This window comes from Uliginosibacterium silvisoli (assembly GCF_036017035.1).
Classification (GTDB): Bacteria; Pseudomonadota; Gammaproteobacteria; order Burkholderiales; family Rhodocyclaceae; genus Viridibacterium; species Viridibacterium silvisoli.
Genome location: NZ_JAYXHS010000001.1, coordinates 1,134,602 through 1,160,568, shown reverse-complemented (window position 1 = coordinate 1,160,568; position 25,967 = coordinate 1,134,602). Strand labels below are relative to the sequence as shown.

Annotated in this window: 25 protein-coding genes and 1 tRNA gene; 17 read left to right on the top strand and 9 right to left on the bottom strand. The window is 62.7% G+C overall.

Annotation, left to right across the window (positions count from 1 at the left end; genetic code table 11):
- Positions 1-114 precede the first annotated feature (114 nt).
- Positions 115-1,212: an iron-containing alcohol dehydrogenase PsrA gene (psrA, locus tag VVD49_RS05350; RefSeq protein ID WP_327598102.1), complete on the top strand. Its 1,098-nt coding sequence runs from the start codon at positions 115-117 to the stop codon at positions 1,210-1,212.
- Positions 1,213-1,247: 35 nt separating this feature from the next.
- Positions 1,248-2,075, top strand: coding sequence for a phosphonoacetaldehyde hydrolase (phnX, locus tag VVD49_RS05345; protein WP_327598101.1), 828 nt, complete (start codon positions 1,248-1,250; stop codon positions 2,073-2,075).
- 18 nt (positions 2,076-2,093) lie between these two features.
- Here the strand turns inward: phnX and VVD49_RS05340 are convergent, their stop codons facing one another.
- Both VVD49_RS05340 and VVD49_RS05335 read right to left on the bottom strand, forming a co-directional pair.
- Positions 2,094-3,365: a Glu/Leu/Phe/Val family dehydrogenase gene (locus tag VVD49_RS05340; protein ID WP_327598100.1), complete on the bottom strand. Its 1,272-nt coding sequence runs from the start codon at positions 3,363-3,365 to the stop codon at positions 2,094-2,096.
- Between the two features lie 156 nt (positions 3,366-3,521).
- Positions 3,522-3,598 (bottom strand) — tRNA-Arg (locus tag VVD49_RS05335).
- A 176-nt stretch (positions 3,599-3,774) separates the two neighbouring features.
- Here VVD49_RS05335 and VVD49_RS05330 point away from each other — a divergent pair.
- Positions 3,775-4,182, top strand: a complete 408-nt coding sequence (locus VVD49_RS05330) for a c-type cytochrome (RefSeq protein WP_327598099.1) — start codon at positions 3,775-3,777, stop codon at positions 4,180-4,182.
- Positions 4,183-4,247: 65 nt separating this feature from the next.
- On the opposite strand, the gene glpK is transcribed toward VVD49_RS05330, so the two are convergent.
- The gene (gene glpK / locus VVD49_RS05325) at positions 4,248-5,726 is read right to left on the bottom strand and encodes a glycerol kinase GlpK (RefSeq protein WP_327598098.1); all 1,479 of its coding nucleotides are present in this window, start codon (positions 5,724-5,726) and stop codon (positions 4,248-4,250) included.
- A 196-nt stretch (positions 5,727-5,922) separates the two neighbouring features.
- Between glpK and VVD49_RS05320 the strand changes: the two genes are divergently transcribed.
- On the top strand, positions 5,923-6,513 hold the full coding sequence (locus VVD49_RS05320; protein ID WP_327598097.1) for a YajG family lipoprotein: 591 nt from the start codon (positions 5,923-5,925) through the stop codon (positions 6,511-6,513).
- Positions 6,514-6,607: 94 nt separating this feature from the next.
- Here the strand turns inward: VVD49_RS05320 and VVD49_RS05315 are convergent, their stop codons facing one another.
- Together VVD49_RS05315 and VVD49_RS05310 are read right to left on the bottom strand one after the other, a co-directional pair.
- On the bottom strand, positions 6,608-7,600 hold the full coding sequence (locus VVD49_RS05315; protein ID WP_327598096.1) for a HEAT repeat domain-containing protein: 993 nt from the start codon (positions 7,598-7,600) through the stop codon (positions 6,608-6,610).
- A gap of 157 nt (positions 7,601-7,757) precedes the next feature.
- Positions 7,758-8,939: a BaiN/RdsA family NAD(P)/FAD-dependent oxidoreductase gene (locus tag VVD49_RS05310; protein WP_327598095.1), complete on the bottom strand. Its 1,182-nt coding sequence runs from the start codon at positions 8,937-8,939 to the stop codon at positions 7,758-7,760.
- A 151-nt stretch (positions 8,940-9,090) separates the two neighbouring features.
- Between VVD49_RS05310 and rng the strand changes: the two genes are divergently transcribed.
- From rng to ruvA, 5 genes are read left to right on the top strand one after another with little or no spacing between them, the layout of a single operon-like run.
- Positions 9,091-10,545: a ribonuclease G gene (gene rng, locus VVD49_RS05305; protein WP_327598094.1), complete on the top strand. Its 1,455-nt coding sequence runs from the start codon at positions 9,091-9,093 to the stop codon at positions 10,543-10,545.
- Between the two features lie 17 nt (positions 10,546-10,562).
- Positions 10,563-11,225, top strand: coding sequence for an HAD family hydrolase (locus VVD49_RS05300; protein WP_327598093.1), 663 nt, complete (start codon positions 10,563-10,565; stop codon positions 11,223-11,225).
- 10 nt (positions 11,226-11,235) lie between these two features.
- A complete protein-coding gene (locus VVD49_RS05295) occupies positions 11,236-11,877 on the top strand; it encodes an alanyl-tRNA editing protein (protein ID WP_327598092.1) in 642 nt (213 codons plus the stop codon).
- 8 nt (positions 11,878-11,885) lie between these two features.
- Positions 11,886-12,512 carry a glutathione S-transferase family protein gene (locus VVD49_RS05290; RefSeq protein ID WP_327598091.1) on the top strand — a complete coding sequence of 209 codons (627 nt, stop codon included), beginning with the start codon at positions 11,886-11,888 and terminating at the stop codon, positions 12,510-12,512.
- On the top strand, positions 12,509-13,096 hold the full coding sequence (ruvA, locus tag VVD49_RS05285; RefSeq protein ID WP_327598090.1) for a Holliday junction branch migration protein RuvA: 588 nt from the start codon (positions 12,509-12,511) through the stop codon (positions 13,094-13,096). Before VVD49_RS05290 ends, ruvA begins: the two co-directional genes overlap by 4 nt.
- A gap of 24 nt (positions 13,097-13,120) precedes the next feature.
- Here ruvA and trhA read toward each other — a convergent pair whose 3' ends face one another.
- Positions 13,121-13,759 carry a PAQR family membrane homeostasis protein TrhA gene (gene trhA / locus VVD49_RS05280; RefSeq protein WP_327598089.1) on the bottom strand — a complete coding sequence of 213 codons (639 nt, stop codon included), beginning with the start codon at positions 13,757-13,759 and terminating at the stop codon, positions 13,121-13,123.
- A gap of 96 nt (positions 13,760-13,855) precedes the next feature.
- On the bottom strand, positions 13,856-15,469 hold the full coding sequence (locus tag VVD49_RS05275; RefSeq protein WP_327598088.1) for a methyl-accepting chemotaxis protein: 1,614 nt from the start codon (positions 15,467-15,469) through the stop codon (positions 13,856-13,858).
- A gap of 181 nt (positions 15,470-15,650) precedes the next feature.
- Here VVD49_RS05275 and VVD49_RS05270 point away from each other — a divergent pair, with 181 nt between their 5' ends.
- On the top strand, positions 15,651-16,169 hold the full coding sequence (locus tag VVD49_RS05270) for a DUF4442 domain-containing protein (RefSeq protein WP_327598087.1): 519 nt from the start codon (positions 15,651-15,653) through the stop codon (positions 16,167-16,169).
- Complete coding sequence (locus VVD49_RS05265; RefSeq protein ID WP_327598086.1) at positions 16,166-16,894, top strand: UPF0149 family protein; 729 nt, start codon at positions 16,166-16,168, stop codon at positions 16,892-16,894. Before VVD49_RS05270 ends, VVD49_RS05265 begins: the two co-directional genes overlap by 4 nt.
- 110 nt (positions 16,895-17,004) lie before the next feature.
- Here VVD49_RS05265 and fmt read toward each other — a convergent pair whose 3' ends face one another.
- Together fmt and def are read right to left on the bottom strand one after the other, a co-directional pair.
- The gene (fmt, locus tag VVD49_RS05260; protein ID WP_327598085.1) at positions 17,005-17,949 is read right to left on the bottom strand and encodes a methionyl-tRNA formyltransferase; all 945 of its coding nucleotides are present in this window, start codon (positions 17,947-17,949) and stop codon (positions 17,005-17,007) included.
- A 91-nt stretch (positions 17,950-18,040) separates the two neighbouring features.
- Positions 18,041-18,544, bottom strand: coding sequence for a peptide deformylase (gene def / locus VVD49_RS05255; protein WP_327598084.1), 504 nt, complete (start codon positions 18,542-18,544; stop codon positions 18,041-18,043).
- 244 nt (positions 18,545-18,788) lie between these two features.
- On the opposite strand from def, the gene VVD49_RS05250 reads away from it, so the two are divergent.
- The 6 genes from VVD49_RS05250 to VVD49_RS05225 all read left to right on the top strand — a co-directional run bounded on the left by VVD49_RS05250 (position 18,789) and on the right by VVD49_RS05225 (position 25,846).
- A complete protein-coding gene (locus tag VVD49_RS05250) occupies positions 18,789-19,883 on the top strand; it encodes a LysM peptidoglycan-binding domain-containing protein (RefSeq protein ID WP_327598083.1) in 1,095 nt (364 codons plus the stop codon).
- Between the two features lie 14 nt (positions 19,884-19,897).
- Positions 19,898-20,986 (top strand): DNA-processing protein DprA, encoded by a 1,089-nt coding sequence (dprA, locus tag VVD49_RS05245; protein ID WP_327598082.1) that lies wholly within the window; start codon positions 19,898-19,900, stop codon positions 20,984-20,986.
- A 46-nt stretch (positions 20,987-21,032) separates the two neighbouring features.
- The gene (locus VVD49_RS05240; RefSeq protein WP_327598081.1) at positions 21,033-21,521 is read left to right on the top strand and encodes a Smg family protein; all 489 of its coding nucleotides are present in this window, start codon (positions 21,033-21,035) and stop codon (positions 21,519-21,521) included.
- Between the two features lie 222 nt (positions 21,522-21,743).
- Positions 21,744-24,410, top strand: a complete 2,667-nt coding sequence (locus VVD49_RS05235) for a DNA topoisomerase III (RefSeq protein ID WP_327598080.1) — start codon at positions 21,744-21,746, stop codon at positions 24,408-24,410.
- A gap of 63 nt (positions 24,411-24,473) precedes the next feature.
- Complete coding sequence (locus VVD49_RS05230) at positions 24,474-24,863, top strand: GtrA family protein (protein WP_327598079.1); 390 nt, start codon at positions 24,474-24,476, stop codon at positions 24,861-24,863.
- Positions 24,864-24,865: 2 nt separating this feature from the next.
- Positions 24,866-25,846 carry a glycosyltransferase family 2 protein gene (locus VVD49_RS05225; protein ID WP_327598078.1) on the top strand — a complete coding sequence of 327 codons (981 nt, stop codon included), beginning with the start codon at positions 24,866-24,868 and terminating at the stop codon, positions 25,844-25,846.
- Positions 25,847-25,967: the final 121 nt, after the last annotated feature.

Here is a 25,967-nt window from a genome sequence, read left to right as displayed (position 1 = left end):
ACCGACACCCGGCCTCACATCTGCGTCGTTCCCGCGAAAGCGGGCATGACGGAGCACGTCACGCCGAACGCGCATCGCGGCCGGCCATCACCCCCTTCATTCCGGACATTCTTCATGTGGGCTTTTCATAACCCTGTCTCCATCCACGCCGGTCGCGGCGCGCTGGCACGGCTGCCAGCCTTGCTCGGCGCACGTCGCGCCATCCTGATCGCCTTTCCCGAAGCCGCCGCACTGGGGCTCATCGCACGCGTGCAAGCCTTGCTCGGCGAACGCCTCGTCGCTGTCGAGGCCGATGTGCGCCCCAATCCCGACGTGTCCTGGCTGGCGCCGATGTACGAGCGCCTGTGGCGCGACCACGCAGATGCCGAATGCATCATCGCGCTGGGCGGTGGCAGCAGCATCGACTGCGCCAAGGCCATGCTGACGGCAGGGGTCGGTGGGGATTTCGAAGCGCTGCTGGTGAATCTGTTCAAGGGCGCCGACACCAACCCCGCCTTGCACGGTGCAACGCATCGCAGACTGATCGCCATTCCCACCACCTCGGGCACCGGCAGCGAAGTCACGCCCTGGGCCACGGTGTGGGATCAGGAGCGCGCCTGCAAGCACTCCCTGCATCTGCCCTGGACCTGGCCCGAGGCCGCCATCATCGATGCCGAGCTGATGCTCACCCAACCGCCCAGCATCACGCTGGCCAGCGGCCTCGATGCGCTGTCGCACGCCCTCGAATCGCTGTGGAACGTGCACCGCAATCCACTCTCGGCCGGCTTCGCCGTACAGGCGGCACGCGCCATCATCCGCGACCTGCCGGCCTTGCTCGCCGCACAGGCCGACATCGCCCTGCGCGAGAGCCTGGCGCTGGCGGCCCTGCAAGCCGGCCTCGCTTTCTCCAACACACGCACGGCACTGGCGCACTCGTTGTCCTACGACATCACCCTCGCGCATGGCGTACCCCATGGCATTGCCTGCTCGTTCAGCCTGCCTCACGTCATGTCGATGGCATTTGGCCGCGACGCTGCGGTGGACGCGCAACTCCTCGCGATCTTCGATACGCATGACAAGACGGCCGCCATCGACGCGCTGAGCGATTTTCTCGAGCGCGTCGGTGTCAGCACCGACCCCGCGCATTACGGCATCGGCCCCGGCCAATGGGCCGCCGCAGTCGACCAGGCGCTGGCCGGCACGCGCGGACGCAACTTCATCAGCCAGGCCTAGGCCGGGCCTCCCACGGATACTCACTGGAAAGCACCATGCACACAGCACTCGCACGCCCGACACATGTACAGGCCGTCATCTTCGACTGGGCCGGCACGCTGGTCGACTTCGGCTCACTCGCGCCGACGCAGATCTTCGTCGAAGCCTTCGCCAGCTTCGGCATCACCGTCAGCCTCGCCCAGGCGCGCGGCCCGATGGGCCTCTCCAAGCGCGACCACATCCGCACCCTGCTCGCCGAAGAGAGCATCGCCCGCCAGTGGCGCGAGCGCTTTGGCAGGCTTGCGGGCGAGCAGGACATCGACGCCCTGTATGAACGCTTCATGCCCATGCAGATCGAGAAGGTGGCCGACCATTCGCAACCCATCGCGGGCGCGACGGACACGCTGGGCTGGCTGCGCGCGCAAGGCATCAAGCTCGGCTCCTGCTCCGGCTACCCGCGTCAGGTACTCGACGTGTTGCTGCCTGCCGCCGGGGCGCAGGGCATCCAGCCTGATCACGTGGTGGCCGGCGATGAGCTCGCGGCCGGCGGCCGGCCGGGCCCGTTCATGGCACTCGCCAACGTGATCGCGCTGAGCATCGGCGACGTGCGCGCCTGCATCAAGGTCGACGACACGGTGCCGGGCATCGAGGAAGGGCGACGCGCCGGCATGTGGTGCGTGGGCCTGTCCATGTCCGGCAACGAGGTCGGCGTGACCCGCGAAGCCTTGCAGGAACTCGATGAAGATTCGCGTCAGGCCCTGCGTTACGTTGCCACCAAACGCCTGAGCAATGGCGGCGCACATTACGTCATCGACACGGTGGCCGACCTGCCAGGTGTCGTCGCCGACATTGATCGCCGCATTGCCGCAGGCGAGCGCCCCTGAACTGCTGGCCGCGAGGGATCAGGGATAGAGGCCGCGCTCCTCGCGCGCGTTGAGCACACGCGTGCAGGCCACCACGAAGGCCGCCGTGCGCAACGGGATCGCAAGATCGACGTGGGTCTGCCAGATGTGTTCCAGCGCGCCGAGGAGGATCTTGTCGAGACGCTGGTAGATCTCCTCCTCGGTCCAGAAGAAGGAGCTGAAGTCCTGCACCCACTCGAAGTAGGACACGATGACGCCACCGGCATTGGCGATCACGTCAGGTACGACCGTGACGCCACGATCCTTCAGCAGCCGGTCAGCTGCCGGCGTCGTCGGGCCGTTGGCGCCCTCCAGCACGATCTTCGTCTTCAGCTGCGCGGCGCGCGCCTCGGTGATCTGTCCTTCGAGCGCAGCGGGGATGAGGATGTCGCTGGAGACGTTCCAGAAGTCCTCGGCCGCAATACTGTCCGCACCGGCGAAGCCTGCGACGGCGCCCGTCGCTTTCGTGTGGGCCACCAGCGCAGCGACGTCGATACCCTGATCATTCAGCAGCGTGGCGCTGTGGTCCTGCACGCTCACCAGCCTGGCGCCGTTGTCGACGAACATGCTGGCGGCCACCGAGCCGACATTGCCGAAACCCTGCACGGCGATGCGCGCCCCCTGCAGGGGAGTCTGCAACTTGTTGGCCACCGTACGGCCCACCACGTAAACGCCACGCCCCGTCGCACTGACGCGGCCCAACGAGCCGCCCAGCGGAATCGGTTTGCCGGTCACGACGCCGGTGGCCGTCGAGCCCGTGTTCATGGAGTAGGTATCCATCATCCACGCCATGACCTGGGCATTGGTGTTCACGTCGGGCGCCGGGATATCCTTGTCCGGCCCGATGATCAGGCCGATCTCGCTGGTGTAACGCCGCGTCAGGCGCTCCAGCTCCTTCAGCGAAAGCTGCTTCGGATCGACGCGCACGCCGCCCTTGGCGCCGCCATAGGGCAGGTTCACGGCCGCGTTCTTGACCGTCATCCAGGCCGACAGCGCCATCACTTCTTCCAGATTCACCTGCGGGTGAAAACGCACGCCGCCCTTGCCCGGCCCGCGCGACAGGTTGTGCTGCACGCGATAGCCCTCGAAATGCGCCACGCTGCCATTGTCCAGCTCGATGGGGATGTCGACGATCAGGCAGCGCTTGGGGTGCTTGAGCGTCTCGACCCAGCGCGCGAGGTGGCCAAGATGCGGCACGACGCTATCGACCTGCGCCAGAAAGGTCCCCCAGGGACTGTCAGCTTGCGGATCAACATAGGACAGGTTCTGCACGGCAGGCTCCTTGGTCGCGACGAAACAGCTTCACCAAGGATATGCCGCCGCCCACCGGCTGCGCATCACGCCTTACCCGTACGCCACCGGATCGCGCAGACGGCAGGGCGCCATGGCAGCGGAAAACCGGGCGAAACAATGATGGACAAGGATTCATGGCGCACCCGACACGATTCGAACGTGTGACCCCTGCCTTCGGAGGGCAGTACTCTATCCAGCTGAGCTACGGGTGCGTTGGGCCACTTGGGGTGGCGAGGAGCGTCGTCTCCCGGCAAACCGGCATGCACAAGCACGGTCTGGAGACGCACAGGCGCGGATGATAGCCTTTGCCCGCTGCGACGTCCATGCAGGAGGCCTTGGCTTGCCGCTATAATCGCCGCTTTCCCCGCATCGTCACAGAAAGAACCTTATGAACCGGATCACGCGTCTGGCCCTGCCCGTAGCGCTTGTCATTGCGACGAGCTTGCTGGTTGCCTGCACCCAGAAGGAAGAAGTTTCGAAGGAAGAAACCGCGACGCTGATCGCTCCGGTCGCAAAGGTTGAACTCAGCGGCGCAGCCCCGGCCGCAGCCGGCAAGGCTGACCCCAAGCATGTGTTCGAAACCGTCTGTGCGGCCTGCCACACGACTGGCGCAGCCGGCGCCCCGAAGATGGGCGACAAGGCAGCCTGGGCACCGCGTATCGCGACCGGCAAGGACACGCTCTACAAGGTGGCGCTGACGGGCCGCAATGCCATGCCACCGAAGGGGGGCAATCCTTCGCTGTCGGATGATGACGTCAAGGCTGTTGTCGACTACATCGTCTCGCAGTCGAAGTAAGACCGTTTCGCTTGGAAAAAGCCCGTCCGCCAGACCGGACGGGCTTTTTCTTTTGTGGCGCCGTGCTACATCACCCGTTGCACGGCCGCGCGCCAGTCGCCCAGCCGCCGTTGCGCTTCATCACGACTCATGAGCGGCTCGAAAACCCGCTCGCGTTGCCATAACGTCGCCAGTTCATCCGCGCCACGCCACAGACCGACCGCCAGGCCTGCCAGGCATGCAGCACCGAGCGCCGTCGTTTCCTGCACCACCGGGCGCACCACCGGCACACCCAGCAGATCAGCCTGCATCTGCATAAGCAGATTATTGGCGCTGGCACCGCCATCGACCCGCAACTCGCCAAGTAGCTGCGCACTGTCGGCCTGCATGGCCTCGATGAGTTCGGCAGACTGGAAGGCAATGGCCTCCAGTGCTGCACGCGCAATGTGTGCCACCGAGCTGCCGCGCGTCAGGCCGACAATGGCCGCCCGCGCTTCGGGGTTCCAGTAAGGCGCGCCCAGGCCGGCGAAAGCCGGAATGAAACTCACGCCAGCCGCATCGGGGACCAAAGAGGCAAGCGCTTCGATCTCGGCGGCGCTGCGGATCACGCCAAGACCATCCCGCAACCATTGCACGACTGCGCCCCCCACGAACACGCTGCCTTCGAGCGCGTAGCTGGCGTCCGCACCCTGCAACTGCGCGGCACGCGTGGTGATCAGGCCGTTGTTCGAGCTACAGGCCACGCCCCCCGTATGCGATAGCGCAAAACAGCCCGTGCCGTAGGTGTTCTTCGCCATGCCGGACGCCACGCAGGACTGACCGAACAAGGCGGCTTGCTGGTCTCCCGCAATGCCGGCAATCCTGATCGGGGCACCGAACACAGCGGCATCGGTCTCACCGATCAATTCACTCGAATTGCATACCTCCGGCAACAGCGCGCGCGGGATGCGTAAGCGCGTCAGCAGCTCCTCGTCCCAGGCGCTGGTGTGGATGTTGTAGAGCAGGGTGCGCGACGCGTTCGTCACGTCGCTGACATGCAGACGACCGCCCGTGAGCTGCCACACCAGCCAGCTGTCGACGGTCCCGAAGGCCAGCTCGCCCGCCTCTGCGCGCGCCTGCGCGCCGGGGATCGAATCCAGCAGCCAGCGTAACTTGGTACCGGAGAAATACGGATCGAGAATGAGCCCCGTCCGTTCGCGGAACGCGGCCTCGTGGCCGGCCTCCCGCAACTGCGTGCAAAGGGCAGCGGTTCGCCGGTCCTGCCAGACAATCGCATTGCACAGCGGTCGACCGGTACTGCGCTCCCACAGCACAGTTGTCTCGCGCTGATTGGTGATGCCGATGGCGGCAATGTCCTGCGCGGCAAGGCCCGCCTTGGCCAGCACCTCGTACACCGTTGCCAGCTGGCCGCTCCAGATCTCCATCGGGTCGTGCTCGACCCAACCCGGCTGCGGATAGATCTGCGGCAACTCGCGCTGCGCCACCGCAACGATATGACATCGCGCATCGAACACGATGGCGCGCGAGCTGGTGGTGCCTTGGTCAAGCGCGAGCAGGAAGGACATGCTTGTGGCCTTTATGAGTCAGATTGATCCAGGGAAGCAAGTCGTCCGGCATATGACGACCTGCATGCTAGGATTCCGGACCGCCATAGCTGCGGTGCTCGATTATTCACAAGAACTCCAGACTTCGCTTCAGTCATGCAGCATCCACTCACTGAGGCATTTCTGACGAAGTTCGTATCACGGGGGAGTGACAAACATGTTCAAGAGTATCTCTGCCTGCCTGTCGGCAGTCGTGCTGCTGTCTGGCTGTGTCGTCGGCCAGCAGATCAATATGGAGTACAAGCCTGCGCCGAAGGCCATTGCCGAGAATGGCTCGAAGGTGAAGGCGCTGGTGACTGACGAACGTGCCGAAGTGAAGAGTGGCAAGAAGGAGCAATGGTTCATCGGCACCTACCGCGGCTCATTCGGCAATACGTTTGATGTTAGCAACTACGAAAAGCGTCCGCTGGTCGAGCAGATTTCACAAGACCTGAAGGAAGAGCTGAAGAGCCTGGGCTTCACGGAGGCGACAGGTGTTCAAGGCCAGAAGACCCTGGGCGTGCAGATCAGGGAGTGGAGTTTCGATGGCTATGCAAATGGGGAGTTCTGGTACAGCCTGCACGTGTCGGTGATCGATCAAGCCGGCAAGAGCCTGTACGACAAGAACCTGACGGACAGAAAGACAGTCACGGGAACCGTGATGGGGGCTGCGAAGGGCGGCTTTGAACGGGACATGCCCGGGCTGTACAACAGCATGATCCACACAATCGTCAGGAACAACAAAGAGCTCCTCGATGCGCTGAAGTAAACGCCGGAATGCTTCAGCAGGCCACCCTCCTGAGCGCGCCTGCAAAAACAAAAGCCCGGCAAGAGCCGGGCTTTCTTGTTGACGTTGCTGGAGATCAGTTCAGGTAGAGACCCAGCACACCCTTCGTGCGTACCGAATCAGCATCCGTCAGCTTGTCGACGCGCGCCAGCTCGGCCTTCAGGTAAGCGAGGGCTTCAGGCGTACCCAGATCACCGATGGCCTTGAGCGCGGTTGCGCGGTCTTCCCAGTCATCCTTGGTGTTCTCGGCTTTTTCCTTGAGCAGCGGGAACTGGCCAGCAGCGCGCAGCATGCCCAGCGCCGATACAGCACCTTGCGAAACTTCGTCATCCTTATGCGGGACGAGCTTCACCAGCTGCGGAATCGCGCGCGCGTTGTTGCTGAAGCCCAGTTCATGCACGTCGCGGAAGTCGATCTTGTCGCCGCTGGTCTTGGCAATGGCTGCATCGACCTGCGCATCGCTCAGCTTGGCATCGAACATGATGCGACCCAGCTTGGCCGCGAACTCCTTGGCTGCCAGCGACAGGGGCTGGTTGTAGTTCGGGTCATAGATCTCGGTGAAGGACCACACCGGCACCTTGCCACGCTTGATGAAGGCCGCGATGCGTTGCGTACCCGCCGTCGTTACAACATCGGCGCTCACGCTGGTGAAGGTTTCGAACGGGGAGAAACCGCTCACACGACGCGATTCGATGAACAGGCGCTTGATGACGATGGTATTGGCACCCGTGGCGCTGGTAGCGCGCGTCACGGGCAGGCCACGTGCCTTCATTTCGGCAACGACGTTATTTGCCAGCCAGGCAAACGAGTCCAAGGGCTTATCGTCCTTGTCCGTCACGCTCATGCCGAAGAAGCTGTTGATGAATGCCGTCTTGTTCTCGGGCGTACGGTCATCGCTGAAGTACAGCGCCACTGGCGTCGCCGTGGCCGACTTGACGTACTGAGCAGAAGACGGAACCGCATCCTGCACCGGCACCTTCATGCTGACAGCACAACCGGAGAGCAGGGTTGCCGAGACAAGCATGCTGGTCAGCACGCCGCCTTTGAGCGAGCGGAAAATGTTCTTCATGAAATCCCCTTGGAGTAGTGTTATTTATGACAAACAGACACTCGTTGGCGTCTGGCGCGGGAGTTTAGCAGCGCTCACGACAGGGGCATTCAGGCAGGTCAACGCTTCGGCATATTGCCAACACTATTGGCCGTGTCTTGCCCTTTCGGGCAGGACGTCAGGCAGAACGGCCCGCAGCGACGCCGCTGGCCCAGGCCCACTGGAAGTTGTAGCCGCCCAACCAGCCCGTGACATCCATCACCTCTCCCACGAAGTACAGGCCAGGCTGGCTCTGCGCCATCATGGTTTTCTGATCGAGGGCGCGGGTGTCGACGCCGCCACGCGTGACTTCGGCCTTGCGATAACCCTCCGAGCCTGCCGGCTTGAGTTGCCAGGCATGCGTGGCGCGGGCGAGTTCCCGCAGGGCCTTGTCAGCACAGTCGGCGATGGGCTTGCCGCTCAGACCATGACGCTCGGTCCAGGCTGCCGCAAGGCGGCTCGGCAGCCATTGCGACAACACGTTGGCAACATGCTGTTTGTTGCCATGCTTGGCCGCGATCAGTGCTTCGTCGAGACGCTGGTCGGGCACGAGATCGATCGTGAGCGCCTCGCCCGGCTGCCAGAAGGATGAAATCTGCAGGATGGCCGGGCCGGACAGGCCGCGATGGGTGAACAGCAAGTCCTCGCGGAAATGCCCTTCTGCACAGCTCACTTCGACTTCCAGCGAGGCCCCCGCCAGCTCCGCGAACGGCGCCCATGCGGTCGGGTCGAAGGTCAGCGGCACGAGCGCCGGACGCGGTGCGATCAAGGGGATGTCGAACTGCCTGGCGATGCGATGCCCGAAATCCGTCGCGCCGATTTTTGGAATCGACAAGCCACCGGTCGCAATCACGACGGACGCTGCCTGCAAGGGCCCGTGAGTCGTGTCGAGCGCCCATGCCTCGCCCTCGCGGCGCAGGTCCGTCACCTTGCAAGGCTGGCGCCAGCTCACCTTGCCCAGCTCGCACTCGCTCACCAGCATGTCGATGATGCGTTGCGCGCTGTCGTCGCAGAACAATTGCCCCTTGTGCTTCTCGTGCCAGGCGATGCCGTAGCGCTCGACGAGCTTGATGAAGTCCTGCGCGGTATAGCGCGACAGAGCCGAACGACAGAAGTGCGGATTATCGGAAAGGAAGTTCGCCGGACTTGTACCGACATTCGTGAAATTGCAGCGCCCACCGCCGGAGATACGGATCTTTTCGGCGAGCTTCTCCGCATGGTCGATCAACACCACCTTGCGGCCACGCTGGCCCGCGACGGCAGCAGCCATCATGCCTGCTGCGCCCGCTCCGATCACCACGACATCAACTTGTTCACGCATCTTGCGATGATAACTTGGCTTGACGGGAGATCCGCGCCGCGTCTGCTTCTCAGGGCTTTCCCTCGCGTACGGTCTGTTTCCGTGGCATCCCGGTAGAATCCTCGCAACGACAGCCTTCAACCCTCATTCAAACCCTTTCCGGAAACCCGTCATGAGCGAGGAATACCTCATCAATTTCACCCCGCAGGAAACGCGGGTGGCGCAGATGTTCAATGGTCAGGTGCAGGAGCTGCACATCGAGCGCGAGCATTCGCGTGGCATCGTCGGCAATATCTACCAGGGCCGCGTGGTGCGCGTGCTGCCCGGCATGCAGTCGGCCTTCCTCGAGATCGGTCTAGAACGCACGGCCTTCCTGCACGTTGCCGACATCTGGCTGGATCGCCAGCACGGCGAAACACAGAAGCCCATCGAGCGCATGTTGCACGAGGGCCAGAGCCTGACCGTGCAGGTGCTCAAGGACCCGATCGGCACCAAGGGCGCACGTCTGTCCACGCAGCTTTCGCTGGCCGGCCGCCTGCTCGTCTACCTGCCGCAGGATCATCACATCGGCATATCGCAACGCATCGAGAGCGAAGCCGATCGCGATGCACTGCGCGCGCGTCTGCAGCGTCTGATCCCGGCGGAAGAGAAGGGCGGCTTCATCGTGCGCACCCAGGCCGAGCAAGCCAGCGACGACGAGCTGACGGCCGACATCGCCTACCTGCGCAAGCTGTGGGCGGAAATCCAGCAGCGCCGCCAGTCGGCCACGCCGCCGCTGGCCCTGTATCACGACCTGACGCTGTCGCAACGCGTGCTGCGCGATCTGGTGAACGAGGAGACGACTCGCGTAGTCATCGACTCGCGCGAGAATTTCCAGAAGCTCTCAGCCTTCAGCCACGAATACATGCCGCGCGTGGCGCACATGCTCGACCACTACCAGGGCGAACGGCCACTGTTCGACCTGTTCAATGTCGAGGATGAAATCCAGAAAGCGCTGGCGCGCCGCGTCGATCTGAAGAGCGGTGGCTACCTGATCATCGACCAGACTGAAGCGCTGACCACCATCGACGTGAACACCGGCGGCTTCGTTGGTGCGCGCACGTTCGACGACACCATCTTCAAGACCAATCTCGAAGCGGCACAGGCCATCGCGCGCCAGCTGCGCCTGCGCAACCTCGGCGGCATCATCCTGCTCGACTTCATCGACATGGAGAGCGACGAGCACCGCATTGCCGTGCTCAGCGAGCTGCACAAGGCACTCGAGCGCGACCACACCAAGGTCTCCGTCGGCAGCTTTACGTCGCTGGGGCTGGTCGAGATGACGCGCAAGCGCACGCGCGAATCGCTGGCCCACATCCTCTGCGAGCCCTGCCCGACCTGCAGCGGTCGTGGCGAAGTGAAGACGGTACGCACCGTCGCCTACGAGATCCTGCGCGAACTGGTGCGCGAAGCACGCCAGTTCTCGGCCAAGGAATTCCGCATCCTCGCCTCGCCCGCAGTGGTCGACCTGTTTCTCGACGAAGAAGCGCAAGCGATTGCCATGCTGCAAGAGTTCATCGGCCGCGCGATCTCGCTGCATGCCGAGTCGAGCTACACGCAGGAGCAGTTCGACATCGTACTGCTGTAACCGGGGACGGAATCGCCATGCAACTTCATCTGACCCGACCCGACGCCGTCATCTTCGACATGGACGGCCTGTTGCTCGACAGCGAGCGCGTGGCACTGCGGCTCTTTGCTGAAGCTGCGCACTCGTTGGACCTGAAATGGGACGAAGCGGTGGGGCTGAAGATGGTCGGGCTTAATTCGCGCGATTCGGATGGCATCGTGCTCGAGGCCTTCGGCGCCGACTATCCGGTCGCAGCTTTGCGCGAGCGCTTCGGCGAGCTGTATGAGACCACCATCGTCGCCGGTGACATTCCCGTCAAACCCTTCGCGCGCGACTTGCTGATGCACCTCGAAGCGCTGCGCATCCCCTGTGCAGTGGCGACTTCGACACGCCGCACGCGAGCCGAAGCAAAACTCCATCATGCCCACCTCATCCAGCACTTCAAGGCGCTTGCCTGTGGCGATGAGGTCTTGCGCGGCAAGCCCCATCCGGAGATCTACGAACTGGCGGCGAGTCGCCTGGGCATCGAGCCCTCGCGCTGCCTGGCACTCGAAGACTCCAACGCCGGCGTACGCTCGGCGGTGTCGGCAAACATGCAGGTGGTGATGGTGCCGGATGTGCTGAAACCCGACGCGGGCATCCGCATGCTGGGCGTACCGGCCGTCTCCTCGCTCAAGGATGTGCTGGTCGCCATCGGCTGAGCGCACGATCATGACGCGCAAGGTCTTCTGGGACGACCCTTACCGCACGACGCTGGACACGCACATCACCTCGGTGGATGGCGATGTGGTCACAGTCGCGGAGACGATTTTCTACGCGCTGTCCGGCGGGCAGGAGAGCGACGCGGGCAGCATCGGTGGTCATGTCGTGACACAGGCCCGCAAGGACAGCCATGAGATTTTCTATACGCTGCCGACAGGGCACGGGCTCGCCGCGAACGACGCGATAACGATCGAGATCGACTGGACGCGGCGCTATCGCCTGATGCGCCTGCACTTTGCCGCCGAGCTGGTGCTCGAGCTGACCTGCAAGGCCCTGGGCTCGGTGGAAAAAATCGGCGCCCACATCTCGCAGGACAAGGCGCGCATCGACTTCGACTGGGCGGAGAACATCTCGCCGCTGTTCCCGCAGCTCACCGCCGAGGCGCAAGCCATCATCGACGCAGACACGCCCATCACCAGCGCGTTCTCCGACGAGACGAACGAACGTCGCTATTGGGAAGTTGTCGGACTGGCACGCGTGCCTTGTGGCGGTACGCACCTGAAGCGCACCGGCGAAGTCGGTCGGCTGAGCCTGAAACGCAAGAACGTCGGGCGCGGCAAGGAGCGCATCGAGATCTACGTCAGCCCCTGACAGGAGAAATGACCATGCAGATCGTCGGCATGCTGGATTCACCCTTCGTACGCCGTGTCGCCGTCTCGGCGTCGATGATGGGGCTGGCTTTCGAGCATCGCTCGATCTCCATCCTGCGGCAGATGGATCAGTTCCGCAGCATCAGCCCACTGTTGAAAGTGCCGGTGCTGGTCTGTGACGATGGCGAAGTCCTCAACGACAGCAACCTGATCCTCGACTATCTCGAGACGCTGGTAGGTCTCGACAAGCGCCTGCTGCCGAGCCATCCGACCTCACGTCGACGTGCTGCGCAGCTCATCGGCATCGCGCTGATTGCCTGCGAGAAGACAGTCCAGCATCTCTACGAGACGCAGCTACGGCCGGCGGACAAGCAATACGAGCCCTGGCTGGCGCGCGTACGCGCACAACTCGAGGACGCCTGGGCCTTGCTCGAGCCCGCTGCTGCGGCCGCCTCGCCATGGCTGCTCGGCGCGACGCTCACGCAAGCCGACGTGACGCTGGCGGTTGCGTGGCGCTTCAATCAATATGCGCAACCCGGCCTCAGCGACGCAGCGCGCTATCCTGCACTCGCTGCGCTGTCAGCAAAGGCCGAGACGCTTCCCGAATTCATCGCCTACCCGGTAGATAAACAATGATTGGTCGTTTGACGGGCATCCTGCTCGAAAAAAATCCGCCACAGATCCTGCTCGACGTGAACGGCGTCGGTTATGACGTCGAGGTGCCGATGAGCACCTTCTACAACCTGCCCGGCAATGGCGAGAAGATCAGCCTGCACACGCACCTGCAGGTGCGCGAGGACGCACATGTGCTGTTCGGTTTCGGCACGCTCGACGAGCGCATGGCCTTCCGCCAGTTGCTGAAGATTTCCGGCATCGGCGCGCGCACGGCGCTGGCCATCCTGTCGGGCCTGTCAGTGTCGGAGCTGGCGCAAGCGGTGGCCTTGCAGGAATCCGGACGCTTGACGAAGATTCCCGGCATCGGCAAGAAGACGGCCGAGCGCTTGCTGCTGGAGTTGCGCGACAAGCTCGCCAAGGCGTTGCCGGGTGTAGCGGACAGCGTGGCGGCCGCCGCAGCCAATCCGCAGAGCGACATCGTGCATGCGCTGCTCGCGCTCGGCTACAACGAGAAGGAAGCAGCGCTCGCGTTGAAGAGCCTGCCGGCGGACGTGAGCGTCTCCGAAGGCATCCGCGCGGCGCTCAAGCTGCTGTCGAAGGCCTAGCACGCGCCTGCACACGAGACAGCCTCAAGCCGAATACCAGAGCACCGCAAAGAAGTGGCAGGTCGTGCCGGCCATGACGAACAGATGCCAGATGAAATGGCCGAAACGCAGTCGCGAGCTGAGCGCGTAGAAGATGACGCCGCCGGTGTAGGCCAGACCGCCAGCAACGAGCCATAGCAAGCCTGCCATCGGCACTTTCTCGATCAGCGGTACGGCGGCTACGACGATGAGCCAGCCCATCAACAGATACAGACCGATCGACGCAAAACGGTTCGACAGGCCACCAAAGGCCTTGAGTAGCAGCCCGATGCTCGCCATGGCCCAGATCAGGCCGAACAGGGTCCAGCCCCAGACACCACCAAGCACACCCAGAGTGAAGGGGGTGTAAGTGCCGGCGATGAGCACGTAGATCGCTGCGTGATCGAGCTTGTGGAAGAAGCTCTTGCGCGGCCCCTGCGCCGCGCCGTGATACAAGGCCGACGAGAGATACAACAGCACCATCGATGCAGCGAAGACGCTCACGCCCGCCACATTGGCTATCGAGCCCTCGCCCGCCATCGCGGCGATGAGAAAAGGGGTGCCGCTCAGCGCGGCGAGCAGGCCCAGCACATGGCTGGCACTGTTTGCGAACTCCTCCGCGCGGGATTGCATACGCTTGCCCATGATGCGTCACCTCTGTTGCCAGAGGCCATCATGTCACGCAGCGAATTCCCGTTATTTGCGGCAGGTCAAGAACGGCGGGGTGCGTGCAGCGCGTGATCAGAGGCGGAAGCGCCCGGCAATGCGCGTGACCTCGGTGGCCTGATCGCGCAGATCACCCACTGCATCGGCCACAGCCGCCGCTGCGTTATTGCTCTCTTCGGCCATCTGCGCGACGCGTTCGATATCGCGCGCAATGAGGTTGCTGGCCGCGCTCTGTTCGTTGAGTGCCACGGCAATCTCGTTGACGCTGCCCAAGAGCTGGCTTGCGCCTGCGCGGATCCTGCTCATCTCGTCGCCCGCTTGGGTCACCAGCGAGACTCCGCGCGCAACCTGCTCGCTGCCGGCCTGCACCCCCTGCACGGCAGATTCGGTGCCGCCGAGGATGCGCTCCACCATGGTGGCAATTTCGCTGGTGGAATTGCCGGTACGCTCGGCCAGCTTGCGCACCTCGTCCGCCACCACCGCAAAGCCACGGCCCTGCTCGCCGGCACGTGCCGCTTCGATGGCAGCATTCAGCGCGAGCAGGTTGGTCTGCTCGGCCACTTCACGAATGACGTTGACTACGTTGGCGATGTTGCGTGACTCGTCGCCGAGTTCATGCATCTGTCCTGCCGAAGCGCCAACCGCCGTGGCCACGCGCTCCATCTCGGTGACGGCCTGTCGCGCGATCTGTTCGCCTTCCACCGAGCGGGCACCTGCCTGCTCGGCTTCGCGCATGACTTCCTTGGTGTTGTCGGAGACGTGGTTGATGGACACCGTCAGCTGTTCCACCGCCGCGGCCATGTTGGAGGCAGCACTACTTTGCGCGCTGGTGCCGGCAGACACCTGTGTGGATGCATCGGAGAGCTGGCGCGCCGAGTTGTTGACCACGCCCGCACTGTTCTGCAACTGCGTGACGATCTCGCGCAGGCTGGCGCGCATGCTCTGCATGGCGTGCAGCAGGCTGCCGGGATAGGCGGGATCTACGATGATCTCATTGGCCAGGTTGCCGGCGGCGATCTCGTTCGTTACCTGCGCGGCATAGTCCGGCTCGCCACCGAGCCGGCCGAATATCTGGCGGTAGTTGCGCCACTGCAGGACGCCTACGACCGCGAGCGCCACCGCACCGGCGACGCCGAGTACGCTCAGCATGGTCATGTAGACGCTGGTAAAATGTTGATCGTGGGCGATGGCATCCTGACTCAACAGGACCGCGAGTTTGTCGAGCTTGTCACGCACACCGCTGACCACGGCATCCATCTGGCCGTCGATCTCGCGCACTGCATCCATGTTCACGGGCTTGGCGTGCAGCATGGGCATGGTCTTGCCTTCGAACAGGCTGGCCAGCGTCTCGACGTCTGCACGTGCGCCCTGTACCAGGGACTTGCGCTCGGCACTGTCGAGATTGCGCTCCATACCCTCCAGCTGGTCGAAAGTCGCTTTCTTGGTCTTGGCCCATAGGGCCGCAGAGTCATCCAGGTTCTGATTGATCACCGCATCAGCGATAACCTGGTAGAGGCGAGCGCCCGCATTCGACATGTCGCGCGCCTGTGAGCCGAGTTCGGCGGCGTCGAAGCCCTTGTCCTGCAGATCGCCCAGCGTGCGCATGCCAACCCAGGTGCCGAGTGCCAGCGTAAAGACGGTCGCCGCCACGACGGCCGCGACGAGCATCAGGGATGTTTTGAGTTTCATGCTGATTCCCTCTCTGGAATCTCGGTAAGGTGATTTCTTGCTTATCGTCAAGAATTGCCAGAAATTAACAATTTCAGGCAATTGGGCGAATCTCGCGCCATGCGGCACGGTGCCGCTCGGGTAAAGTGCGTGCGTCTCCCGAGTGCACGGCCAGTCCCGCAGCGCCGCTTTTTCCCTCCGCATGAGCAACAATCCCAAATTCCGCCAAGGCTTTCTGCGCAACGCAACGCCCCCCGCCTGGGCAACGCGTCTGTTCATCAATCTCTGGCCGCCCTTCATCGGCGCCGGCATCCACGTCGAACACCTCGGCACCGATTTCCGCGAAGCGCGCGTGCGCATGCACCAGCGCCTGGTCAACACGAACATCTTCGGCACCCACTTCGGTGGCTCGCTGTTCGCCATGACGGATCCGTTCTTTGCGCTGCTGATCCTGCGCAATATCGGCAAGGACTACGTCGTGTGGGACAGCGCCTCGCATATCGACTTCAAGCTGCCGGCACGCGGCACCGTGCGCGCGCAATTCCGCATCGACGATGCGATACTTGCAGATATCCACCGCCAGACCGCTGGCGGCGAGAAGTACGAACCGCAATACACGGTCGACATCACGGACAAGCGCGGCAATGTCGTCGCCAGCGTCGTCAAGACCCTGTACATCCGGCGCAAGCCGGTGATTGAAGAAAGAGCACAACTGCCATGACGCCCCATCTCGCGCACGGCGCGCTGCATGACGACGAACTCGACGAGCTCGACGCCTTGCTGTCGCAGCACCCGGAATCGCATTCGCTGGAGGAGCTCGATGGCCTGATCTGCGCCCTCGTCACCGGCCCCGAAGTCGTGCCGCCCAGCGAGTGGCTGCCTGTCGTACTCGGTGAAGAAGCGCCAGAGTGGTCGAGTGAAGCCGCCGGCCGCCGTTGCCTGCAGCTCTTGATGCGTCACTGGAACAATCTGGCCCAGGGCTTCCGCGAAGACTGGTCAGGCGTCACGGCCAAGGAAGGGCCAGATGCCATGTACTTCCCCTTGCTGGACGATCCCGCGACCAGCGGCCATCCACTGGCCGAAGGCTGGGCGCGCGGTTTCCGCGCCGGCCTTAACTGGCTCAAGGATGCCCACTGGGATGCGCTGGAAGAAGACGAGGAATGCGTCACCCTGATCAGCATCATCGGCGCCTTCGACACCGGCGAAAAATCACCCGGCCATCCACTGACAACTGCGGAGCGCGACGAGCTGATCAGCGTCACGGCGGCGGGCCTGCAGTATCTTTACGCGTTCTGGCGTCGCTGGTTGCGTGTCATGACTGCGCCACGCGTGCCGCATCGCGCCGATGCCCAGCCCGGCCGAAATGACATCTGCCCTTGCGGCAGCGGCAAGAAATTCAAGAAATGCTGCGGCGCGCCCGCAGAACCGACGCGACTGCTCAACTAACGGCCGGCTAGGGCGGAGCTCCGAAGGAGGTTCCGCCAGCCACCGAGAGGCAGCTTTGCTCAAGGTAAATACAGGCCCAAGCCCGGCGGAACCGCCAAAGGTGTTCCGCCCTACGCAGCCTTGCTGAAGCTTGTGCCTGCCTCGATCGGAAACCCGCGCAGGAATTCGCGCACCGGCAAGCGCTTGCCGCCCGGCTTCTGCAGTTCGGTCAGACGCAAGGCGCCTTCACCGCAAGCCACCACCACGCCGGCATCGCTGACTTCGAGCACCTCGCCCGCTTGGCCGGTGCGATCCCGCGCTTCATCTACCACTTCAGCCGCCCACAATTTGATGGTCACGCCGTTGACGCTTGCTGCACCCGCCGGAAAAGGATCGAAAGCCCGCAGGCGCCGCGCCAGCACGATGGCTGACTGGCTGAAATCCAGCGCACTTTCGCTCTTGGCGATCTTGCTGGCGTAGGTCACGCCCTCGGCGGGCTGCGGCACCGCAGCCAACTCGCCTTTCTCCAGCGCCCGCAACGCCGCGACGATCATTTCGCCACCGAGTGCGGCCAGCTTGTCATGCAGGCTGGCCGTGGTGTCGCTGGCCAGGATGGGCAGGGACCGCATGCTCAACATGGCGCCTGTATCCAGCCCGGCATCCATCTGCATGATGGTGATGCCGGTCTCGGCATCTCCGGCTTCGATCGCGCGATGGATCGGCGCCGCACCGCGCCAGCGCGGCAGAAGGGAGGCGTGAATGTTCAGGCAGCCCAGGCGCGGAATATCCAGCACCGCTTGCGGCAGGATGAGTCCGTACGCAGCCACCACCAACACCTCCGGCGCGCAGTCGCGCAAGCTTTGCTGCTGCTCGGGCGTGCGCAGCTTTTCTGGCTGATCGACGGCAATACCGGCGCCCAGCGCAACCTGTTTGACCGCACTGGCGTGCAGGCTCATGCCGCGGCCCGCCGGGCGGTCCGGCTGCGTCAGGACGAGCGGTACGTCAAAACCCGCAGCCAACAAAGCCTGCAGAGCGGAGGCCGCAAATTCCGGAGTTCCGGCGAAAGCTATACGCATCGGGATACGAAAGAAAAAGTAAGGGATGAAGCGCAGGGAGCAGTCTTACGCGCCCTGCCACTTGTCTCCTCGTGGCGAACGCTTTACCGCGTCAGGCGGTGATGCGCGAGCGCTTCTGAAGCTTGACCTTGATGCGGTTCTGCTTGAGGAGTGAGAGGTGCTCGACGAATACCTTGCCATCCAGGTGATCGATCTCGTGCTGGATGCACACGGCCATCAATCCTTCCGCCTCGAACTCGAAGGGCTGGCCTTTCTCGTCGAGCGCACGCACGCGCACCCAGGCCGAGCGCGCCACCTTCTCGTACACGCCGGGCACGGACAGGCAGCCTTCCTCGCAGATCTGCTCGCCGTCACGCTCGATGATCTCCGGATTGATGTAAGCGCGCAGGCCGGACTTGTCTTCGGACGCGTCGATAACCACCACGCGTTCCTGCACATCGACCTGATTCGCGGCCAGACCGATGCCCGGCGCGGCGTACATGGTCTCAGCCATGTCGGCGACCAATCGTCGGATACGATCGTCCACAACCTTGACCGGAACGGCTTTCTTGTGGAGTCTCGGGTCCGGGTAATGAAGTATGTTCAGCAGGGCCATTTGTCTGAAAAATCCCGAAAACCTTGAAGGATGAGGCTGCTACGTGCAGAATCTAATGCAATACTTGAGCATGCACATTGCTGAAGATTATATATTTTTCGGGCATGCAGCCGTTATCTCAAGTCACTTTGGCAAGAAAGGGCGCAAATAGTTTGCGCCTCGCGGTGCAGGCCTTGTACGGCACCCGCGGCTTGTCTAACCAAGCACATCGAATGTGTGCACCCATCACCAAACGGGGTTGGCTATGAAACGCTTCTCTTCTGCGCTTTTCCTGGCGCTTGCGGCCTTGACGACTGGCGTAACGGGCTCTGCCTTGGCGCAAGCCCAAAGCGCTACCGCCAGCAAAGACAAGCTGGAGTTGGCCGACAACGCGCCGGATAGCTACACCGTCGTCAAGGGCGACACCCTGTGGGGGATTTCCGGCAAGTTCCTCAAATCGCCCTGGCGCTGGCCCGAGATCTGGAAGCTCAACACCGAACAGATCAAGAACCCGCACTGGATCTACCCCGGACAGGTCGTCTACCTCGATCGCAACGGCCCGAATGGCCCCACGCTGTCGTTGACGGCTCCTGGCAGCCAGGCCAGCCCTTACGAGAAGCTCTCGCCACAAGTCTATTCCACGCCGGCCAACGCACTGTCCGCAGTGCCGCTGCAATACATCCAGGCTCTGCTGATTGAGCCCCTGGTGACGGACGCAGCTGATCTGGCGAATTCGGGCACCGTCATCGCCCTGCAGGAAGACCGCGTCGTCATTGGCGCCAATTCCACCGTTTTCGCGCGTCATCTGGCGCCAGGCCAGGACGCCTGGTCGATCTATCGCCCGGGCACGCCGATCAAGGATCCGATCAACGGTGAGGTGCTTGGTTACGAGTCCGTGCTGGTAGGCAATGCCCGTGTGACCACGCCTGAGAATGGCTCAACCGCTGCAGCCCTCCAGGTCACCAAGGTCAAGCACGAAGTGCAAGCCAGCGATCTGTTGTTGCCTACGGGCAAGGAAACCGCGTTTGCACCCGTGCCCCGCCCAGCACCCGCCAACCTGGATGCGGCGGTCGCCAGCATCTATGGAGGCCTTGAGCAAACCGGCCGCTTCGGCATCATCACCATCAACGCCGGACGCGACAAGTACATCGAGCCGGGTCAGGTCATCGGGCTTGATCGCTATCGCGGCAATGCGACCTACCGCGGTCGTACCGGTGACGAGAAAGCCCAATATATTCCGTTGCCCAGCGAGCGGTTCGGGCTGGCCATGGTGTTCCGCGTTTTCAATCGCGTCTCCTACGCCATCGTCCTCGACAGCTCCTTGCCCGTGCAAGTCGGCGATTCGGCTGTCGCACCCTGAGTCACTACCGGTAAGTGAGCAAGCAGGAACTCCACTCCTGGTTGCGTCTGACCAGCGTTCCGGGGATAGGCCCGGAACGCCAGCGCCAGCTACTGGCAGCGTTCGGGCTGCCTGAGCAAGTCTTCGCCGCAAAACGCTCTGCGCTGGCCGAGATCATCGGCAACAAGCTGGCCGACCAGTTGCTGGCGCATGATGCAGAAGTCTTCATTGCTCGCGCCCAAGCCTGGATCGCCGAGCCCGGCAACCACATCCTGACGCTTGCCGACCAGGCTTTCCCGCAAAGCCTGCTACAGACCGCCGATCCGCCCTGCCTGATATACGCCAAGGGCAACATCGCGCTACTCAATCGTCCCGCAATCGCACTCGTCGGCTCACGCAACGCCACAGCACAAGGCAATGGCAATGCCGAGGCATTTGCGCGGGCGCTGTCACAAGCTGGGCTGACCGTCATCAGCGGCCTGGCACTTGGCATCGACGCTGCCGCTCATCGCGGCGCGCTCGGTGGCTCAGGCAGTACGGTTGCCGTGATCGGCACTGGCGCTGATCGCATTTATCCCGCCAGCAACGCCGATCTGGCGCGGCAAATCGCAGAAAGCGGTGTTGTCATCAGCGAATTCGCGCTTGGCACGCCGGCCGCTGCTTACAATTTTCCGCGCCGTAACCGGCTGATTTCCGGCCTGTCGCGTGGCGTACTGGTCGTCGAGGCGGCTGTCGGAAGTGGCTCCCTGATCACGGCGCGCATGGCGCTGGAACAGGGACGCGACGTGTTCGCCATTCCCGGCTCGATCCACTCGCCGCTCGCCAAAGGCTGTCATCAACTCATCAAGCAAGGTGCCAAACTCGTTGAAAGTGCTCAGGACGTGCTTGAAGAATTGCGCTGGGACAGCAGCGCACCGCGCCTGGCAGGACCTGCAACAACGCAGGAACTGCCGGACGAGACCTCACGACTGCTCTCCCTGATCGGCTTCGACCCTGTCGACCCCGACACACTCTCGGAACGCGCTGGCTTGACGGCCGATTCACTCTTCGCCATGCTGACAGTACTGGAACTCGAAGGGCATGTAGAACGCCTGCCGGGTGGAAGGCTGCAAAGAATCCAATAAGCACCGTTCTGACCAGTAAGAAGGTGCATGCCGAGGGAACGCGCATATGATCGACATACTTGTCTTTCTATTTGAAACCTACGGCTACGCCGAGGCTTGTCCCGCCGAACCGGAACAGCTTGCCCGCAAGCTCTCCGCCGCCGGATTCGAAGAGGGCGAAATCTCCGAGGCCATCGAATGGCTTTCCGGCCTGCGCTGCATCGTCAGCGAGCCCACGGCCAGCTTTGACGCTGACAGCCGCTCGATCCGCATCTTTACCGAAGAAGAACAGGCCCGCGTCGATATCGACTGCCGCGGCTTCCTGGCTTTCCTCGAGGCGAATCGCACGCTCGACGCACGCCAGCGCGAAATGATCATCGAGCGCGCCATGGCACTGCCCGAGCCGGAAGTCTCGCTGTCCAAGTTCAAGGTCATCGTGCTGATGGTGCTGTGGCAGCAACAAGCCAGCATGGACACGCTGATTCTCGACGAACTTCTGACCGAAGAAACCGACGAAGAAGACGGCGAGTGGACGGAAGTGCTGCCTGTTCATTAAGTACGGCCAAGGCGGCATGTTGCGTTGCCCGGGCAGCCTTTGTGGGCTGCCGACTTGCGCGATTCTTCCAGCGCCGCCTATCATCTACACGCATTGTTCGCCGGGCTCGCCCGGCGAACTCAATTCTGGAGAGGCTTTCTCGGGGTTGTACAGCCTGCCATGGCCACCCGGGAAATCTGCTCTCGCACCATATCTGCATACCTTCTGGATCTATCCGACAGCATGAGCAAACAGCTGATCATTGCCGAAAAGCCTTCCGTTGCGCAGGACATTGCGCGGGCGCTCGGCGGCTTTACCCGCGACGGTGACTACTTCGAGAGCGAGGAATACGTTCTGTCATCCGCAATCGGTCACTTGCTGGAGCTGGCGATTCCCGAAGAATTCGAAGTCAAGCGCGGCAAGTGGTCTTTTGCCCATCTGCCTGTCATTCCGCCGCACTTCAAGCTCAACCCTGTCGAGAAGACGGCTGAACGCCTGCGCCTGCTGACCCGCCTGATCAAGCGCAAGGACGTCATTGGCCTGATCAACGCATGTGACGCGGGCCGTGAAGGTGAGCTGATCTTTACTTATATTGCCAACCACTCCGGCACTGCCAAACCGCAGCGTCGCCTGTGGCTGCAGAGCATGACGGCACAGTCCATCCGCGATGGCTTCCAGGCGCTACGCACATCCAGTGACATGTCCGGCCTGCGTGAGGCCGCCACCTGTCGCGCCGAGAGTGACTGGCTGATCGGTATCAATGGCACGCGCGCCATGACGGCCTTCAACTCCAAGACCGGCGGCTTTCACCTGACCACTGTGGGCCGCGTACAGACGCCCACGCTGGCCATCGTCGTCGAGCGCGAAGAGCGCATCCGTGCTTTCAAGTCGCGCGATTACTGGGAAGTCGAAGGGCATTTCGGTGCCGCCGCGGGCGGCTATATCGGCCGCTGGTTCGACGAGAAATTCAAGAAACCCGAAGACGACGAACATGCGACCGCCGTACGCCTGTGGGACGTCAAGCGCGCCGAGGCGATCCGCGCCAAGTGCGATGGCAAACCGGGCTCGGTGGAAGAAGAGTCCAAGCCGTCCAACCAGCTTTCGCCACTGCTCTTCGACCTGACTTCGCTGCAACGCGAAGGTAACGGTCGCTTCGGTTTCTCGGCGCGTACGACCTTGCAGATCGCTCAGGCCCTCTACGAAAAGCATAAGGTGCTGACCTATCCGCGTACCGACGCACGCGCGCTGCCGGAAGACTATGTGGCGACCGTACCTGCCATCCTCGGCGCACTGCCAAGCGAGTACAAGAATTTCGCCACCGAGATCATCAAGAACGGTTGGGTGCACCCGAACAAGCGCATCTTCAACAACGCCAAGATCTCGGACCACTTCGCCATCATCCCGACCGGCACCGAACCGAAGAACCTGTCGGAAGCCGAGCAGAAGATCTACGACCTGGTCACCAAGCGTTTCCTGTCGGTGTTCTACCCTGCCGCCGAATACCAGATCACGACGCGTATCACGCGCGTCGAGGGCGAGGCCTTCAAGACCGAGGGCAAGGTGCTGGTCAATCCAGGCTGGCTGGCTGTGTATGGCAAGGAAGGCGCCGGTGACGGTGAAGAAGGCGCAACCGGTTCGCTCGTGCCGGTCAAGCCGGGTGAAACGGTCAAGACGGATGAGGTGCTGGTCAAGGCCAATGTGACCAAGCCGCCAGCACGCTACAACGAAGCAACCCTGCTGTCCGCCATGGAAGGCGCAGGCAAGCTGGTTGACGACGAAGAGCTGCGCGCGGCCATGGCCGGGCGCGGCCTCGGCACGCCAGCCACACGTGCGCAGATCATCGAAAACCTGATCGCAGAAACCTATATGCTGCGCGAAGGTCGTGAGTTGATTCCAACGGCCAAGGCCTTCTCGCTGATCACGCTGCTGCGCGGTCTTGGCGTCACGGAGCTGTCCTCGCCGGAATTGACCGGTGAATGGGAATACAAGCTGGCGCAGATGGAAAAGGGCCTGCTCACGCGCGCCGACTTCATGGGTCACATCGAGCAGATGACGCGCGAGATCGTCGAGCGCGCCAAGAAATTCGAGTCCGACACCGTGCCTGGCGACTTCGCCACGCTGCAGACGCCTTGCCCGAAGTGCGGCGGCGTCATCAAGGAGAACTACAAGAAGTTCCAGTGCCAGAACTGTGATTATTCGCTGTGGAAAATCGTCGCCAGCCGTCAGTTCGAAATCAGCGAAATCGAAACCCTGCTGTCGACCGGGAAGGTCGGTCCGCTGACGGGTTTCCGCAACAAGATGGGGCGCGCCTTCAACGCCGAGATCAAGCTGAACGACGACAAGCTGCCAGAGTTCGACTTCGGTCAGCCGCGCGAGGATGAAAGCGGCGAGCCGCCAGATTTTTCTGGTCAGACCTCGCTCGGCCCTTGCCCCAAATGCCAGTCCGGCGTGTATGAACATGGCATGGCTTTCGTGTGCGAGAAATCGCTTGGCGCGGGCAAGAGCTGTGACTTCCGTTCCGGCAAGGTGATCCTGCAGCAGCCGATCGAACGCGAGCAAATGGAGAAGCTGCTGTCGGGCGGTAGAACCGATCTGTTGACCGGCTTCATCTCGGCACGTACGCGCCGCAAATTCTCGGCATTCCTCGTGCGTGGCGCCGACGGCAAGGTGAGCTTCGAGTTCGAGAAGCGCGAGCCAAAGGCCAAGGCGGCAGGCGCCAAGGCAAAACCGGCTACCAGCACCAAGGCCAAGGCAGGCGCGACGGAAGAGACCGAAGACGCTGCGCCGGAGAAAGCCGCGGCCAAACCGGCAGCCAAGAAACCGGCGGCAAAAAAAGCAACGGCAACAAAGACCGTAGCCGCAAAGAAGCCTGCTGCCAGCAAGGCCAAGAAGGCGACGACGGCCAGCTGAGACAAGCCTCGCGGCACCGGCGCCCAAGGGAGGGGCGCCGGACGATAACTACAAGAAAGTGCCATGAGCAATATCAATCTCAATAGCTTCCTGCGCTTCCTGCTGGTCGGCGGCGGCGCAACCGGCCTGCAGTACCTCATCATGTGGGCGCTGGTTGCAGGCGTGGGCATGTCGGCGGTACCGGCATCCAACGCGGGCTTCCTGATCAGCGCCGCGTTCAATTACTGGGCCAATGCTCGCTTCACCTTCCAGGGTGGCGGGGGTGGGCATCAGCAGAACATTCCGCGCTTTCTCGTGACGCTGTGTGCGGGTCTGCTCATCAACAGTGGCGTTCTGCACGGTCTTCTGCTGCTGAATGTGCCAATCTGGCTGGCACAACTATGTGCGACCGGCGTGGTCTTCATCTGGAACTACACCGTCAACGCTGTCTGGACCTTTCGCAAGAGGCAATAACGATGTCAACGACGCCGCCCACCATCGGCTTGGTCATTCCCTGTTACAACGAGGAAGAGGTCCTGCGCGAGACCACCTCTCGCCTCATCGTGCTGCTCGAGCGGATGAAGAGCGAAAGCCTGATCACGCCGGACAGCGCTGTTTTCTACGTTGATGATGGCAGCCGTGACAAGACCTGGGCGCTCATCAAGGAGCTCTCAGCCGCGCACAAGGAGATCTGCGGCATCAAGCTGTCGCGCAACCGGGGCCACCAGAATGCGCTGTTCTGCGGTCTCATGACTGCGCCCGGCGACGCCCTCATCAGCGTCGACGCCGACCTGCAGGACGACCTCGAAGTCATTCCGCAGATGATCCGCAACTTCCGCAACGGCGATGACATCGTCTACGGCGTGCGCAAGCGTCGCGATACCGACACCTTCTTCAAGCGCTTCACGGCCGAGGGCTACTACAAACTCATGGCCGCGATGAAAGTCGACATCGTCTTCAACCATGCCGACTACCGCCTGATGAGCCGCCGCGCGCTCGATTCGCTGTCGGAATATCGCGAGAGCAATCTCTTCCTGCGCGGCATGGTGCGCCTGCTCGGTTATGCGAACTCCGTCGTCGAATACGATCGCGCCGAACGCTTCGCCGGTGAATCGAAGTACCCGCTGAAGAAGATGCTGTCCTTCGCCTGGCAGGGCGTCACTTCTTTCTCGACCTATCCACTACGCCTGATCACCAGCATCGGCACACTCGTCTCGCTGGCCGCGCTCGGCATGACGGCGTGGGGCTTGCTCCTGCGGTTGTTCACCGAAGAGGCGCTCCCCGGTTGGGCGTCCACCGTTATCCCGATGTATTTCCTCGGCGGTGTGCAGCTCCTGAGCCTGGGTGTGATCGGCGAATACGTGGCGAAGATCTACAGCGAGACCAAGGACCGGCCGCGCTTCCATGTCGACGTCCTTGAGGGCGAAGCCTTCAAGAAGAGCCGCGCCCAGACCTGATCTCGGCCCGACTCCACTCTCCACCCTGCAGCAAGCTGTCGCCCGCCGTGGCGCGATGATGCATTGCGTCAAGCCATGGCGGAAAGCAGCCTTTATGCTTGCAAGGCCCTGAGCCCATCAG

What these genes read in the sequence shown, in the direction of transcription:
- psrA (WP_327598102.1), top strand. Translation starts at nt 115, where the DNA reads ATGTGGGCTTTTCATAACCCTGTCTCCATCCACGCCGGTCGCGGCGCG.
- phnX (WP_327598101.1), top strand. Translation starts at nt 1,248, where the DNA reads ATGCACACAGCACTCGCACGCCCGACACATGTACAGGCCGTCATCTTC.
- VVD49_RS05330 (WP_327598099.1), top strand. Translation starts at nt 3,775, where the DNA reads ATGAACCGGATCACGCGTCTGGCCCTGCCCGTAGCGCTTGTCATTGCG.
- glpK (WP_327598098.1), bottom strand. Translation starts at nt 5,726, where the DNA reads ATGTCCTTCCTGCTCGCGCTTGACCAAGGCACCACCAGCTCGCGCGCC.
- VVD49_RS05320 (WP_327598097.1), top strand. Translation starts at nt 5,923, where the DNA reads ATGTTCAAGAGTATCTCTGCCTGCCTGTCGGCAGTCGTGCTGCTGTCT.
- VVD49_RS05315 (WP_327598096.1), bottom strand. Translation starts at nt 7,600, where the DNA reads ATGAAGAACATTTTCCGCTCGCTCAAAGGCGGCGTGCTGACCAGCATG.
- VVD49_RS05310 (WP_327598095.1), bottom strand. Translation starts at nt 8,939, where the DNA reads ATGCGTGAACAAGTTGATGTCGTGGTGATCGGAGCGGGCGCAGCAGGC.
- rng (WP_327598094.1), top strand. Translation starts at nt 9,091, where the DNA reads ATGAGCGAGGAATACCTCATCAATTTCACCCCGCAGGAAACGCGGGTG.
- VVD49_RS05300 (WP_327598093.1), top strand. Translation starts at nt 10,563, where the DNA reads ATGCAACTTCATCTGACCCGACCCGACGCCGTCATCTTCGACATGGAC.
- VVD49_RS05295 (WP_327598092.1), top strand. Translation starts at nt 11,236, where the DNA reads ATGACGCGCAAGGTCTTCTGGGACGACCCTTACCGCACGACGCTGGAC.
- VVD49_RS05290 (WP_327598091.1), top strand. Translation starts at nt 11,886, where the DNA reads ATGACCATGCAGATCGTCGGCATGCTGGATTCACCCTTCGTACGCCGT.
- ruvA (WP_327598090.1), top strand. Translation starts at nt 12,509, where the DNA reads ATGATTGGTCGTTTGACGGGCATCCTGCTCGAAAAAAATCCGCCACAG.
- trhA (WP_327598089.1), bottom strand. Translation starts at nt 13,759, where the DNA reads ATGGGCAAGCGTATGCAATCCCGCGCGGAGGAGTTCGCAAACAGTGCC.
- VVD49_RS05275 (WP_327598088.1), bottom strand. Translation starts at nt 15,469, where the DNA reads ATGAAACTCAAAACATCCCTGATGCTCGTCGCGGCCGTCGTGGCGGCG.
- VVD49_RS05270 (WP_327598087.1), top strand. Translation starts at nt 15,651, where the DNA reads ATGAGCAACAATCCCAAATTCCGCCAAGGCTTTCTGCGCAACGCAACG.
- VVD49_RS05265 (WP_327598086.1), top strand. Translation starts at nt 16,166, where the DNA reads ATGACGCCCCATCTCGCGCACGGCGCGCTGCATGACGACGAACTCGAC.
- fmt (WP_327598085.1), bottom strand. Translation starts at nt 17,949, where the DNA reads ATGCGTATAGCTTTCGCCGGAACTCCGGAATTTGCGGCCTCCGCTCTG.
- def (WP_327598084.1), bottom strand. Translation starts at nt 18,544, where the DNA reads ATGGCCCTGCTGAACATACTTCATTACCCGGACCCGAGACTCCACAAG.
- VVD49_RS05250 (WP_327598083.1), top strand. Translation starts at nt 18,789, where the DNA reads ATGAAACGCTTCTCTTCTGCGCTTTTCCTGGCGCTTGCGGCCTTGACG.
- VVD49_RS05240 (WP_327598081.1), top strand. Translation starts at nt 21,033, where the DNA reads ATGATCGACATACTTGTCTTTCTATTTGAAACCTACGGCTACGCCGAG.
- VVD49_RS05235 (WP_327598080.1), top strand. Translation starts at nt 21,744, where the DNA reads ATGAGCAAACAGCTGATCATTGCCGAAAAGCCTTCCGTTGCGCAGGAC.
- VVD49_RS05230 (WP_327598079.1), top strand. Translation starts at nt 24,474, where the DNA reads ATGAGCAATATCAATCTCAATAGCTTCCTGCGCTTCCTGCTGGTCGGC.
- VVD49_RS05225 (WP_327598078.1), top strand. Translation starts at nt 24,866, where the DNA reads ATGTCAACGACGCCGCCCACCATCGGCTTGGTCATTCCCTGTTACAAC.